We start from the raw sequence: 13,583 nt of genomic DNA on the forward strand, positions 1-13,583 counted from the left end.
GCCCGGGACGATGAGGTGGGGTAACCATGAACGCGCCGTACGACGGTGACCGCGGTCAGGCCGTGGACGGCTCGGGTCACCCCGAGGGTCCGCCGCCGGACCCCGACCGGACGCCGCCGCAGCCACCCGCGGACATGTACCTCCAGGACGCCTACGACCAGGACCCCTACCGGTCGCAGGACCTCTCCGCCCAGGACCCGGTCTCCGAGGCGCTCTACGACCGCGCCGCGCACCCCCCTCCGCCTCCGGGGACGTACCCGCCGCAGCAGCCGCTGTACTCCCAGCCCGCGCAGTCGCCCTACGCCCCCGACCCCCGCATCTGGGCCCAGACCCCGGCCCCCGAGCCGGAGGGCCCGACGCAGTACCTGCCGTACGGCGACGATCCCCGGACCACCCAGTTCGTCGGCGTGGACGACCTGGTCGGCCAGGCCGGTGACCAGCGTCACGAGCCGGACGCGTTCGCCCACCTGTTCCGCGACCAGCAGCAGGGCGGGGGCCACCCCTCCTACGACGACCAGGCGGCCGTGCCCGCCCCGGCGCCCGGCCCGTACGGCCAGGCGGCGGCGGGACCGGACCAGTACGGCACGCCACCGGCTCCGGGACAGTACGGCACGCCACCGGCTCCGGGACAGTACGGCGGCCATCAGGGACCCCACCCGTACGGGAACGCTCAGGCACCCGGCCCGTACGGAAGTCCCGCGCCGGCGCCCGGACCGTATGCGGCGCCCGCACCTGGCCAGTACGCGGTGGCACCCACCCCCGAAGCGGCGGAGGCACCGGTCCAGGAGCCCGAGCCGGCCCCTGCGGCCCCGTCGGCCGCCGCGCCCAAGAAGGGCGGGCGCGCGGGGGGCCTGCTGAAGTCGAGCGCCGTGATGGCGGCGGGCACGATGGTGTCGCGGCTGACCGGGTTCGTCCGCTCGGCGCTGATCGTCTCGGCATTGGGTGTCGGCCTGCTCGGCGACACGTTCCAGGTCGCCTACCAGCTGCCCACGATGATCTACATCCTCACCGTCGGCGGCGGTCTCAACTCGGTGTTCGTACCGCAGCTCGTACGCGCCATGAAGGACGACGAGGACGGTGGCGAGGCGTACGCCAACCGCCTGCTGACCCTCGTCATGGTGGCGCTGGGCGCGCTGACGTTGATCACGGTCCTGGCCGCACCCCTGCTGATCCGGCTGCTGTCCAACCCCGTCGCCAGTGACCCCGCGGCGAACGAGGTCGGGATCACCTTCGTCCGCTACTTCCTGCCGTCCATCTTCTTCATGGGTCTGCACGTGGTGATGGGGCAGGTCCTCAACGCCCGCGGCCGGTTCGGCGCGATGATGTGGACCCCGGTCCTGAACAACATCGTCATCATCGTGACCCTGGGCATGTTCATCTGGGTCTACGGCACCGCGGAAAGCTCGGGGATGAAGGTCACGAGCATCCCCCCGGAGGGCGAGCGCCTGCTCGGCATCGGGGTGCTGCTCGGACTCATCGTGCAGTCGCTGGCCATGATTCCGTACCTGCGGGAGACGGGTTTCCGGCTTCGGCTGCGTTTCGACTGGAGAGGTCACGGCCTCGGCAAGGCCATCACTCTCGCCAAGTGGACGGTCCTGTTCGTCCTCGCCAACCAGGCGGGCGCCATGATCGTCATCCAGCTGTCGACCGCGGCGGGCAAGGCATCACCCGTCGACGGCACAGGCTTCGCCGCCTACGCCAATGCCCAGCTCATCTGGGGTCTGCCACAGGCCATCATCACCGTCTCCCTGATGGCCGCCCTGCTGCCTCGCATTTCCCGCTCGGCCGCCGAGGAGGACGGGGGAGCGGTCCGGGACGACATCTCCCAGGGGCTGCGCACCACTGCCGTGGCCATCGTTCCCGTGTCCTTCGCGTTCGTCGCGCTCGGCATCCCGATGTGCACGCTCATGTTCGGCTCCTCCGGCACCAGCGAGGCCACCAACATGGGCTACATGCTGATGGCCTTCGGCCTCGGTCTCATCCCGTACTCCGTGCAGTACGTCGTCCTGCGCGCGTTCTACGCCTACGAGGACACCCGGACGCCCTTCTACAACACCGTCATCGTGGCCGTGGTCAATGCCGCCGCCTCGGGCCTGTGTTACCTCCTGCTTCCGTCCCGCTGGGCCGTCGTCGGCATGGCGGCCTCCTACGGTCTGGCCTACGTGATCGGCGTGGGTGTCGCCTGGCGCAGGCTGCGTAAGCGGCTGGGCGGTGACCTGGACGGTGCCCGGGTGCTGCGCACGTACGCCCGGCTGTGCATCGCGTCCGTACCGGCCGCCCTGGTCGGCGGCGCCGCCTGCTACGCGATCAGCCGCACGCTCGGCCAGGGCGTCGTGGGATCGTTCGCCGCGCTGCTGGCCGGCGGGTTCCTCCTGTTCGGTGTCTTCTTCGTAGCCGCCCGTCGCATGCGGATCGAGGAGGTCAACTCTCTGGTCGGCATGGTGCGCGGACGCCTGGGACGCTGAGACCCGGGGTAGGCGCACAACCATCGCCCGCTGCCGTGTGTCGTGCATAGCGGCGGACTGTGGGCACAATTGGGTTCGGCGTCGGACGCGCGGATCGGGGTCGGCCGACGCGCACGGATTGGGGAGGCAGGAACGACGGTGGCGGAACGGAGCACAGCTGCCGTCGACGTGGCAGACAACAGCGGTGAAGAGCCGCTGACCGCGGAGGCGGACCAGTCCACGGCCGACGGGGTGGCCAACAACCGGGAGCGGGACACGGACAGCGACGAGGCACAGGGGAGCCCCACGAGCGAGGAAGCCGGCACGACCTCGCCTCCCGAACTGCACAGCGGGCACAAGCTCGCCGGACGCTACCGCCTCGAGGAGTGCGTCACCCGCCTGGACGGTTTCAGCAGTTGGCGGGCCGTGGACGAGAAGCTGCGCCGGGCCGTGGGAGTCCACCTCCTCCCGGCGAACCACCCGCGGGCCCGTTCCGTTCTGGCCTCGGCACGCTCCTCCGCCCTGCTCGGAGACCCCCGGTTCGTCCAGGTCCTGGACGCCGTCGAGGACAACGACCTCGTCTACGTCGTGCACGAATGGCTCCCCGACGCCACCGAGCTGACCGCGCTCCTCGCCTCCGGGCCGCTGGAGGTCTACGACGCCTACCAGATGGTCAGCCAGGTCGCCTCGGCGATGGCTGCCGCCCACCGCGAGGGCCTCGCGCATCTGCGCCTGAACCCCAACGCGGTACTGCGTACGTCCACGGGCCAGTGGCGGATCCGCGGGCTCGCCGTGAACGCCGCGCTGCGCGGCATCAGTTCCGACACTCCGCAGCGCACCGACACCGAGGCCATCGGCGCGCTTCTGTACGCCACGCTCACCCAGCGCTGGCCGTACGAGAGCGACGCCCACGGCCTGGCCGGGCTGCCCAAGGACATCGGGCTGATCCCGCCGGACCAGGTACGTGCCGGCGTCCACCGCGGCCTGTCCGAGCTGGCGATGCGGGCGCTCGCCAACGACGGCGCCACCGCGTCCCGTCACGAGTCCCCGTGCACCACGCCGGAGGAACTGGTGAAGGCGATCGGCGAGATGCCGCGCATCCGCCCGCCGGAGCCGTCGTACACCGCCCCGCCCCAGTACCAGCGCACGGCCTACCAGCAGGGCGCGTACGGGCGGCCGGCCCCGCATCCCGGTGTCACCCAGCCCGTGCCCGCTCCGCCGCCCCCGTTGCAGAGCCGTACCGGCAAGGCCCTCAAGTGGAGCGTCTCGGCTCTGCTGATCGCCGCCCTCGGTCTCGGCAGCTGGCAGCTCGCGGACGCCCTCATGGAGCGCGGCGGCAAGGCGGACGACCCGAACCAGACCCAGACGGTGGACGGAGACAACGACAAGGGTCCGAAGAAGCCGGCCAGCCGGCCGATCGCCATCGCGGGGGCGCACGACTTCGACCCGTTCGGTTCCGACGGGTCCGAATACCCGGAGAACGTCGGCAAGGCCTACGACGGTGACCCCGGCACCTACTGGCAGACGAGCCACTACGCGAGCGCCGACTTCGGGCGGCTGAAGCAGGGTGTGGGACTCGTGGTCGACCTGGGCAAGGTCCAGCAGGTCGGCAAGGTCACCGTCACGTTCGGCGGGGACACGTCGGTGGAGCTCCGTTCCGGCGGGGCCTCGGGCCCGGAACCGCAGTCCTTCGAGGGCTACACGAAGGTCGCCGACGGAAACGGCACGACCGTGGAGCTCAAGCCGGACAAGGAGCTGCGGACCCGCTACCTTCTGGTCTGGTTGACCGAGCTTCCGCTGACGGAGGGCCAGTTCCGCGGGCGCGTCGCCGACATCAAGGTGACCAGCTGAGGTCGTCTGGCGCAGAGGGGAGGATCCGATGGCGGAGGGCGCCGGGTACGACGGAGTGACCGACCAGGACCTCCTCGCCCGCCACGTCGCGGGTGACCCCGATGCCTTCGGCGAGCTCGTGCGGCGTCACCGCGACCGGCTCTGGGCAGTGGCCCTGCGGACGCTGGGGGACCGTGAAGAGGCCGCCGACGCCGTCCAGGACGCACTCGTCTCCGCCTACCGGGCCGCCCACACCTTCCGCGGCCAGGCAGCCGTCACGACCTGGCTGCACCGGATCACGGTGAACGCCTGCCTGGACCGTGCCCGCAAGGCCGCCTCACGCAAGACCGCGCCCGTCGACGACACCGAGCGCCTGGAGCAACTGCTGGAGCCGCACGAGTCGGCCTCCGCTCCCGCCGAGCGCAACGATCTGCACCGCCAGCTCCTGGATGCCCTGGACACCCTGCCTGCCGACCAGCGGGCCGCTCTCGTGCTGGTGGACATGCAGGGCTACCCCGTCGCGGAGGCCGCCCGCGTCCTCGACGTACCGGCCGGAACGATCAAGAGCAGGTGCGCCCGGGGCCGAGCCAGGCTCCTGCCGCTGCTCACCCACCTCCGGCCCGACGGCGGCGTGAGAAAGGCAGAGGCGGCCGCGGGGCGGAACCGGACGCCGGGGGCATCCGTCCCACCCGCAGCGGGACCGCAGCGAGCGGGTCCGCCGGAGCCAGGACCGAGCGATCCAGCCGTAGTGAAGGGCGGAGGTGGACGAACGTGACGTCGTCGACGACAGACATGACCGGGCACCCGGACGTCGCGGAGATCTCCGACCTCGCCGAGGGCGTCCTGCCGTCCACCCGGGCCTCGGACGTACGACGGCATCTGGAAACCTGCGCGTCCTGCGCGGACGTCCGCGCTTCGCTGGAGGAGATCCACAGTCTGCTCGGCGCCCTGCCCGCACCGGGCCCCATGCCGGACGATGTGGTCGCCCGTATCGAGGCCGCCCTGGCAGCCGAGTCCGTAGCCGGCCCCGCCGATGGCACGCCTGTTTCACGTGAAACATCGGCCCCGGCCGACCGGCCTGCCGGACACGCCCGGTCCTCCTCCACCGGTCCCGGTCGCAAGGACCGCCGTCGAGGCGGACGACGAAGGATCGCCCTACTCGGGGCCGTGGCTGCCGCCGCCATCGGGCTCGGGTCGGTCGTCGTGTCCTCCCTGGCTGGGGGGAGTCCGTCCGACGACACGGCTCACGAGCAGCAGACCGCGCTCGCGGACACCTTTTCCGAGGGGCAGCTCAAGGCGAAGGTCACCGGTCTCGTCGAGGACGGCGGCGCTCAGAACGGGTCCCGTACGCCGCGCACCTTCGGCCTGGAGTCCGAGAACGGTGGCGAGACCCCCGAGAACCACGTCTTCAAGCAGCCGACCGTCCCCGAGTGCATCCAGCGGGGCATCGGCCGCGACGACGTGGCGATCGCCACGGAGCCGGGCGTGTACCAGGGCAAGGAAGCGATGCTGGTGGTCCTGCCCGACGCCGCCGACGCCACCAAGGTCACCGCCTACATCGTCGATTCGGCGTGCGTGGAGGACTCTTCGGTAGGCAAGGCCAAGATCCTCCTGAAGCACTCCTACGCGCGTTCGTAATGGCCCTGCCTTCTCCCCTGCCAGGCGGAGCGGCCGCGGCCCCGTGTGCCCGGGCACAGTGGGAATGCGAGCCCCGTAGGATCCGTTAGGTGGGGTGAGAGTTCCGAGTGCAGCTCCACCCGGCCTTGAAGAAGCAGTCCAGAGACGAGGAATGAAGCCGTGAGCGACGTCCGTAACGTGATCATCATCGGCTCCGGGCCCGCCGGCTACACGGCGGCGCTCTACACCGCGCGAGCGTCGCTGAAGCCGCTGGTGTTCGAGGGTGCCGTCACCGCGGGCGGAGCCCTGATGAACACCACCGAGGTGGAGAACTTCCCCGGCTTCCAGGACGGCATCATGGGCCCCGAGCTCATGGACAACATGCGAGCCCAGGCCGAGCGCTTCGGTGCCGAGCTGATCCCGGACGACGTCGTCGCCGTCGACCTCGCCGGCGAGATCAAGACCGTCACCGATACCGCGGGAACGGTCCACCGGGCCAAGGCCGTCATCGTCACCACGGGATCCCAGCACCGCAAGCTCGGGCTCCCCAACGAGGACGCCCTGTCCGGCCGCGGTGTCTCCTGGTGCGCGACCTGTGACGGTTTCTTCTTCAAGGACCAGGACATCGCCGTGATCGGCGGCGGCGACACCGCGATGGAGGAGGCGACGTTCCTCTCCCGCTTCGCGAAGTCCGTGACGATCGTCCACCGTCGGGACACCTTGCGGGCTTCGAAGGCGATGCAGGAGCGCGCCTTCGCCGACCCCAAGATCACGTTCGTCTGGGACAGCGAGGTCGCCGAGGTCCAGGGTGATCAGAAGCTCGCCGGTCTGAAGCTGCGCAACGTGAAGACCGGCGAACTCTCGGATCTGCCGGTGACCGGCCTGTTCATCGCGATCGGCCACGACCCGCGTACCGAGCTCTTCAAGGGGCAGCTCGACCTGGACCCGGAGGGCTACCTGAAGGTCGAGGCGCCCTCGACCCGCACCAACCTGACGGGAGTCTTCGGCGCCGGTGACGTGGTCGACCACACCTACCGCCAGGCGATCACCGCCGCGGGCACCGGCTGCTCCGCCGCGCTCGACGCCGAGCGCTTCCTCGCCGCACTCAGCGACGAGGACAAGGCGGAGCCCGAGAAGACCGCCGTCTGACCATCCATCCCCCGCACCAACCAGTTAAGGAGCCCGCCGTGGCCGGCACCCTGAAGCATGTGACCGACGACTCCTTCGAGCAGGACGTCCTCAAGAACGACAAGCCCGTCCTGGTGGACTTCTGGGCCGCCTGGTGCGGTCCGTGCCGCCAGATCGCGCCGTCCCTCGAGGCGATCGCCGCCGAGTACGGCGACAAGATCGAGATCGTCAAGCTGAACATCGACGAGAACCCGGGTACGGCTGCCAAGTACGGCGTCATGTCCATCCCGACCCTGAACGTCTACCAGGGTGGCGAGGTCGCCAAGACCATCGTCGGCGCCAAGCCGAAGGCCGCGATCGTCCGCGACCTCGAGGACTTCATCGCCGACTGACGAGCGTGACTGACGTTTCACGTGAAACACGAATGGGCCGACCCGAACGGGTCGGCCCATTCGTGTGCGCACCGCCTCGGGTCCGCCGTTACAGCGGACGCAACACCGGTTCTTTCTGCACCGCGCCGAGCAAGCGGTCCAGTGCCATCTCCACGTCTTCCTTCCAGGACAGCGTGGAACGGAGATCCAGTCTCAGGCGCGGATGCCTGGGATGCGGCCGGACCGTCTTGAAGCCCACCGCCAGCAGATGCTCCGCCGGCAGAACGCAGGCGGGCTCTTTCCAGCGGGCGTCCCCGAACGCCTCGATCGCCTTGAAACCTCGCCTCAGCAGATCCTTGGCGACCGTCTGGACCATCACCCGGCCCAGGCCCTGACCCTGGTACCCCGGCATCACCATCGCGGTCATCAGCTGGACCGCGTCCGGTGAGACCGGGCTGGTGGGGAAAGCCGTCGAACGCGGCACATACGCGGGCGGGGCGTAAAGCACAAAGCCCACCGGCACGTCGTCGACGTAGACCACCCGGCCGCACGACCCCCAGTCCAGCAGGACGGCGGAGATCCAGGACTCCTTCTCCAGAGCGGGCCTGCCCGCCTCTACCGCGGCCTCCCCGCTGACGGGGTCCAGTTCCCAGAAGACGCACGAGCGACAGCGCTGGGGAAGGTCCTGAAGGTTGTCCAGCGTGAGCGGTACGAGCCGGCGCCCCATGAAGGCTGTTCCTCGCTTCCTTCGCCTGCCGCATCTCGGGCGGCTGTCAGAGCGCTCCGTTCCCTGAGCAGGCTGCCGATGAAGCCGCCGACCGCGCCCAGCCCCAAGCCGGCGCTCACCAGTTCGGTGCGGCTCATCGTGCGCATGGCCCCTGCCTTCCTCTCAGAGGTACTGCCAGGTGACAAAGCCTGACCGCATCGTATCCACGATGCCGTGGCCTAGACACCGGCGCAAAGCAAAGGGCGGGCCGTGTTCCGGTAAGCACCGGAACACGGCCCGCCCCTGGAGGGAGCCGAAGCCCACCCCGAGGTTTCGCTAGCTGAGCATCAGGACGCGGTGTCCTCGTCTTCGTCCTCGACGAGGCTCTTCTGCAGCACGGGGCCCTCGCCGGGGGCGAGGCTGCCGAGGATCCGCTCCAGGTCCTCCATGGAGGCGAACTCCACGGTGATCTTGCCCTTCTTCTGTCCCAGATCGACCTTCACCCGTGTCTCGAAGCGGTCCGAGAGTCGGGTCGCAAGGTCCGACAGCGCCGGGGAGACCAGCGATCCGGCTCGCGGCCCCTTGGCTCGCTGCGGCTTCTGAGGCCGGGAACCCATCAGGGTCACGATCTCCTCGACCGACCGCACCGAGAGCCCTTCGGCCACGATGCGATGGGCCAGCCGGTCCTGCTCCTCCGGGTCGTCCACGGACAGCAGCGCCCGCGCGTGCCCCGCGGAGAGCACTCCCGCCGCCACGCGGTTCTGCACCTTCGGGGAGAGCTTCAGCAGCCGCAGCGTGTTGGACACCTGCGGACGGGAGCGACCGATGCGGTCCGCCAGCTGGTCGTGCGTGCAGTTGAAGTCCTTCAGCAGCTGGTCGTAGGCGAATGCCTCCTCCAGCGGGTTCAACTGGGCGCGGTGCAGGTTCTCCAGGAGTGCGTCCAGGAGGAGCTTCTCGTCCTCCGTCGCCCGCACGATCGCCGGAATGACGTCCAGCTCCAGCTCCCGGCAGGCACGGAAGCGGCGCTCACCCATGATGAGCTCATAGCGCCCGGGTTCAGTCGGCCGCACGACAACCGGCTGGAGGAGGCCGACCTCTCTGATGGAGGTGACAAGCTCGGCCAGTGCGTCGTCGTCGAAGTCCTTGCGCGGCTGCTTCGGGTTCGGCGTGATGGCGTCGAGAGGAACTTCGGCGAAGTGCGCCCCCATGGGGGGTCGAAGCCCCTCCGTACCGTGAGAGGTCGCCGACGCTTCTGTTTCACGTGAAACATGCGGCAGCGTGGCCACCTTCGCGGCGGCCACTCCACGCTCGCTCGGCAACAGGGGCACTGCCGCCGTGGACGCGGCGGCAGCACTTCCCAAGGCCGCCGAGGCAACCGACTTCTCGGTCGGGGCGTTGGGGATCAGTGCGCCCAGCCCACGGCCCAGCCCCCTCCGTCGCTCACTCACTGGATCCCCTCCACCATGCTCGGATCATTCTGAGCGCCGATATGGGCATGGGTCGCGTCATAGGCGACGCCCACGCCCTTCAGCGCGATCTCACGGGCCGCCTCCAGGTAGGAGAGGGCTCCACTTGATCCTGGATCGTAGGTCAGTACTGTCTGCCCGTAACTCGGGGCCTCGGAGATACGGACGGAGCGAGGAATGCTCGTCCGCAGCACCTCCTCGCCGAAGTGGCTGCGCACCTCGTCCGCGACCTGGGACGCGAGCCGCGTCCGGCCGTCGTACATGGTGAGCAGGATCGTCGAAACGTGCAGCGTGGGGTTGAGGTGTCCCCGAACCAGGTCGACGTTGCGCAGCAGCTGTCCCAGTCCTTCCAGCGCGTAGTACTCACACTGGATCGGGATCAGTACCTCCTGGCCCGCGACGAGCGCGTTGACCGTCAGCAGACCGAGAGAGGGCGGGCAGTCGATGAGGATGTAGTCCAGCGGCTGTTCATATGCCGTGATCGCCCGCTGGAGCCGGCTCTCGCGTGCCACCAGAGAGACCAGCTCGATCTCCGCACCGGCGAGATCGATCGTGGCGGGCGCGCAGAACAGTCCCTCGACGTCGGGAACCGGCTGGACCACTTCAGAGAGCGGGCGACTTTCGACCAGCACGTCGTAGATGGAGGGAACATCGGCGTGATGGTCGATACCGAGAGCGGTGGAGGCGTTGCCCTGCGGGTCGAGGTCGACGACCAGGACTCTCGCACCGTGCAGGGCGAGTGACGCGGCAAGGTTGACGGTCGTCGTCGTCTTGCCTACTCCGCCCTTCTGGTTGGCTACGACCATGACCCGGGTCTGCTCCGGCCGCGGTAGCCCCTCACCGGCGCGGCCCAGAGCCTCTACCGCCAGTTGAGCAGCACGACCGATCGGAGTGTCGTCCATCGGAGGCGGTGTTTCACGTGAAACATCCGCCCCCATCGACTCGGTACGGGGGCCGGGGACCGGATCGGTCATCGGCCCCGCGATATTGGCGTCGGACCGCAAGGATTCACTCTCCTCGACTTCAGGCTCGCTATGAACAGAGCCTCCCATGCCTTCGGGGTCATGAACCAGTGAGGCCTGGTCTTCTGTGGAGAAATCCACCTCTGTGGACAACTCCGTTCCCTCTCCGAGCGACCCGAGAGGCTTTCGGTCGCGGGGATCGGCCGCGGCGCGGCCGCGGCTGATGATGCCGTGCAGCAGTGAGCGACGTTTCACGTGAAACACGATGCACAGCAGCCTATGCCGAACTGCCGCGACACTCCGGCACGCACAGGCAGGGCAGCTTGTGTGGAGTACGGCGGACCATCACAGCCACCGTCAACCGTCTCGAGCCGCTATCCGCGACGCCGGCGCGTCCGTCCGGTCCGCGCGGCCTTGGCCCGCTTGGCGGCGAAGCGCACGCCACCGGGGCTTTCGCCGACCTCGACCCGCACCACAGTGGACATGGGGTCCACCACACCCTCCCCGACGTGGAGGATGGACGTCTCCTCGGCCCCGAGCTTGCTCAGCGCCGCGGTCGCGCCCTTCAGCTCTTCCTCGGCCGCGTCACCCTTGAGTGCGAGCATCTCCCCGTACGGGCGCAGCAGCGGGATGCCCCAGGTGGCGAGACGGTCCAGCGGCGCGACGGCGCGCGCCGTCACCACGTGCACCGGTGGCAGCTTGCCCATGACCTCCTCGGCCCGGCCGCGCACCACGGTGACGTGGTCCAGGCCCAGCAGCTCCACGACCTCGGTCAGGAAATTGGTGCGGCGCAGCAGCGGCTCAAGGAGAGTGATCTTCAGGTCTTCCCGCACCAACGCGAGCGGGATGCCGGGCAGGCCGGCTCCCGAACCGACGTCGCACACCGTCACTCCCTCGGGCACGACCTCCGAGAGCACCGCGCAGTTCAGCAGGTGCCGCTCCCAGAGCCGGGGCACTTCGCGCGGGCCGATCAGACCGCGCTTCACCCCCGCATCGGCGAGCAGTTCCGCATAGCGGACCGCGTCCGCGTAGCGATCACCGAACACATCACGCGCCTGCTCGGGTACAGGGGGGAGCTCCGCTGCCTCCGACACGGGGGGGACCGTCCTTCCGTACGGCGCCGGCGCACCGGGCGCCGGTACCAGAACCACCAGAACTATCAGGCTGACAAAAACTCGGCCCCGCCTGCGCAACAGACGGGGCCGGAGAACGAGAGGGGACCGATCAGGCGGGAAGTACGACGACGAAGCGCTCCGGCTCCTCGCCCTCGGACTCGCTGCGCAGTCCCGCGGCCTTGACCGCGTCGTGCACGACCTTGCGCTCGAAGGGCGTCATGGGCTTCAGGCGCACGGACTCGCCGCTGCTCCTGACCTCGGCCGCGGCCTTGGCGCCCAGCTCCGACAGCTCGGCGCGCTTGCTCGCCCGGTAACCCGCGATGTCGAGCATCAGCCGACTGCGGTCGCCGGTCTCCCGGTGCACGGCCAGGCGCGTGAGCTCCTGCAGAGCCTCCAGCACCTCACCGTCCCGGCCGACCAGCTTCTGCAGGTCCCTGCTCTTGCTGTCGCTGATGATCGAGACGGAGGCACGGTCGGCCTCGACGTCCATGTCGATATCGCCGTCGAGGTCGGCGATGTCGAGCAGACCCTCCAGGTAGTCCGCGGCGATCTCGCCCTCCTGCTCGAGGCGGGTGAGGGTGTCTGCACCCTCGGCAGCGGCGGAGGTGGTGCCTTCCGTCACGGGATGGACTCCTTCTACTTCTTCGACGGGGACTTGGGCCGCTGCGGGCCCTTGCGCTGTCCGGACTGGGCCTTGCTGCGGCCGCCGCCACCGGACTTCTGAGCCGGCTTCTTGGCACCGGCGGCAGGCTTGGTGTCCTGCTTGCCGGCCGGTTTGGCGTCGTCCGGCTCATCCGGCTCGTCCGACTTGGTCAGCGACGTCTTCGGCTCGGCCTCACCCGCGGGCTTGGCCTGGCGCTGGGACTTGCTCTGCCGCTTCGGCTGCTGGCGCTTGGGCTGACCCGTGGTCGTCACGGTCGAGCCGTCCGCACTCTGGGCGGCGACAGCGGCGTCGTTCTTGACCACGGTGCCGTCGGGCTGCGCCGCCATGCCCGCCTTGTTCAGACCGTTGATGAACTTGCGCTCGGCCTCGTTGCGGTCCCGGCCCTTGGCGACGATGGCCTTCACGATGGCCTTCTCGCCCCGGCGGCGGGTCCCGCCGTGCTCGGTGACGCTCTTGTGCAGCCGCTCCAGGTAGGCGGCCTGCGCCTTGGAGCCGGGCGTCGGGTTGTTCCGGATGACGTACATCTGCTGGCCCATGGTCCACACGTTCGTGGTCAGCCAGTAGACGAGGACACCGACGGGGAAGTTCACACCGAAGACGGCGAACATGACGGGGAAGACGTACATCAGCATCTTCTGCTGCTGCATGAACGGCGTCTTCACCGTGGTGTCGACGTTCTTCGTCATCAGCTGGCGCTGGGTGAAGAACTGCGAGGCCGACATCAGCACGATCATGATCGCGGTGACGACCCGGACGTCGGTCAGGGAGGCGCTGAGGGCGGCGACCTCGCTCTCGCTGCTGAAGAACTTGGAGGCCAGCGGGGCCCCGAAGATGTGCGCCTTCTGGGCGCTCTCCAGCAGGTCCTGGTTGACCGCGCCGATGGTGTCGCCGGAGGCGATGCCGTTGAGCACGTGGTACAGGGCGAAGAAGAACGGGGACTGCGCCAGGATGGGAAGGCACGAGGAGAGCGGGTTGGTACCCGTCTCCTTGTACAGCTTCATCATCTCTTCGGACTGACGCTGCTTGTCGTTCTTGTAGCGCTCCTGGATCTTCTTCATCTCCGGCTGGAGCGTCTGCATCCCGCGCGTCGCCTTGATCTGCTTCACGAAGAGCGGGATCAGGCAGATACGGATGAGGATCACCAGGGACACGATGGACAGGCCCCAGGCCCATCCGGTGTCAGGTCCGAAGATCGCCCCGTACACCGTGTGGAACTGGACGATGACCCAGGAGACGGGCCAGGTGATGAAGCTGAAGAGGCTGGCAATCGTGTCCACTAA

General features: G+C 69.1%; 12 protein-coding genes. 6 read left to right on the forward strand and 6 right to left on the reverse strand.

The window, feature by feature from the left end; translation table 11 throughout:
- Positions 1–26 precede the first annotated feature (26 nt).
- The 6 genes from murJ to trxA all read left to right on the forward strand — a co-directional run bounded on the left by murJ (position 27) and on the right by trxA (position 7,411).
- Positions 27–2,465, forward strand: a complete 2,439-nt coding sequence (murJ, locus tag EV562_RS30050; protein WP_133890000.1) for a murein biosynthesis integral membrane protein MurJ — start codon at positions 27–29, stop codon at positions 2,463–2,465.
- Between the two features lie 138 nt (positions 2,466–2,603).
- A complete protein-coding gene (locus EV562_RS30055) occupies positions 2,604–4,295 on the forward strand; it encodes a protein kinase family protein (protein WP_133890001.1) in 1,692 nt (563 codons plus the stop codon).
- Positions 4,296–4,323: 28 nt separating this feature from the next.
- Positions 4,324–5,049 carry an RNA polymerase sigma factor SigM gene (sigM, locus tag EV562_RS30060; protein WP_133890002.1) on the forward strand — a complete coding sequence of 242 codons (726 nt, stop codon included), beginning with the start codon at positions 4,324–4,326 and terminating at the stop codon, positions 5,047–5,049.
- A 17-nt stretch (positions 5,050–5,066) separates the two neighbouring features.
- Positions 5,067–5,912, forward strand: a complete 846-nt coding sequence (locus tag EV562_RS30065; protein WP_133890063.1) for a zf-HC2 domain-containing protein — start codon at positions 5,067–5,069, stop codon at positions 5,910–5,912.
- Between the two features lie 159 nt (positions 5,913–6,071).
- A complete protein-coding gene (gene trxB, locus EV562_RS30070) occupies positions 6,072–7,040 on the forward strand; it encodes a thioredoxin-disulfide reductase (protein ID WP_133890003.1) in 969 nt (322 codons plus the stop codon).
- 38 nt (positions 7,041–7,078) lie between these two features.
- Positions 7,079–7,411, forward strand: coding sequence for a thioredoxin (gene trxA, locus EV562_RS30075; protein WP_003975042.1), 333 nt, complete (start codon positions 7,079–7,081; stop codon positions 7,409–7,411).
- A gap of 88 nt (positions 7,412–7,499) precedes the next feature.
- Here trxA and EV562_RS30080 read toward each other — a convergent pair whose 3' ends face one another.
- The 6 genes from EV562_RS30080 to yidC form a co-directional block, all read right to left on the reverse strand.
- Positions 7,500–8,117, reverse strand: a complete 618-nt coding sequence (locus EV562_RS30080; RefSeq protein ID WP_133890004.1) for a GNAT family N-acetyltransferase — start codon at positions 8,115–8,117, stop codon at positions 7,500–7,502.
- 326 nt (positions 8,118–8,443) lie between these two features.
- Entirely contained in the window at positions 8,444–9,544 is a 1,101-nt protein-coding gene (locus tag EV562_RS30085; RefSeq protein ID WP_133890005.1) for a ParB/RepB/Spo0J family partition protein, read from the reverse strand.
- On the reverse strand, positions 9,541–10,614 hold the full coding sequence (locus EV562_RS30090) for a ParA family protein (RefSeq protein ID WP_166662072.1): 1,074 nt from the start codon (positions 10,612–10,614) through the stop codon (positions 9,541–9,543). The genes EV562_RS30085 and EV562_RS30090 overlap by 4 nt, the downstream gene beginning before the upstream one ends.
- A gap of 284 nt (positions 10,615–10,898) precedes the next feature.
- A complete protein-coding gene (rsmG, locus tag EV562_RS30095; RefSeq protein WP_133890006.1) occupies positions 10,899–11,618 on the reverse strand; it encodes a 16S rRNA (guanine(527)-N(7))-methyltransferase RsmG in 720 nt (239 codons plus the stop codon).
- Between the two features lie 130 nt (positions 11,619–11,748).
- Positions 11,749–12,261, reverse strand: coding sequence for a R3H domain-containing nucleic acid-binding protein (locus EV562_RS30100; protein WP_133890007.1), 513 nt, complete (start codon positions 12,259–12,261; stop codon positions 11,749–11,751).
- A 14-nt stretch (positions 12,262–12,275) separates the two neighbouring features.
- On the reverse strand, positions 12,276–13,580 hold the full coding sequence (gene yidC, locus EV562_RS30105) for a membrane protein insertase YidC (RefSeq protein WP_133890008.1): 1,305 nt from the start codon (positions 13,578–13,580) through the stop codon (positions 12,276–12,278).
- Positions 13,581–13,583 lie beyond the last annotated feature (3 nt).

The organism is Streptomyces sp. BK208, from assembly GCF_004364245.1.
Taxonomy (GTDB): domain Bacteria; phylum Actinomycetota; class Actinomycetes; order Streptomycetales; family Streptomycetaceae; genus Streptomyces.

What these genes read in the sequence shown, in the direction of transcription:
- murJ (WP_133890000.1), top strand. Translation starts at nt 27, where the DNA reads ATGAACGCGCCGTACGACGGTGACCGCGGTCAGGCCGTGGACGGCTCG.
- sigM (WP_133890002.1), top strand. Translation starts at nt 4,324, where the DNA reads ATGGCGGAGGGCGCCGGGTACGACGGAGTGACCGACCAGGACCTCCTC.
- EV562_RS30065 (WP_133890063.1), top strand. Translation starts at nt 5,067, where the DNA reads ATGACCGGGCACCCGGACGTCGCGGAGATCTCCGACCTCGCCGAGGGC.
- EV562_RS30080 (WP_133890004.1), bottom strand. Translation starts at nt 8,117, where the DNA reads ATGGGGCGCCGGCTCGTACCGCTCACGCTGGACAACCTTCAGGACCTT.
- EV562_RS30090 (WP_166662072.1), bottom strand. Translation starts at nt 10,614, where the DNA reads ATGGGAGGCTCTGTTCATAGCGAGCCTGAAGTCGAGGAGAGTGAATCC.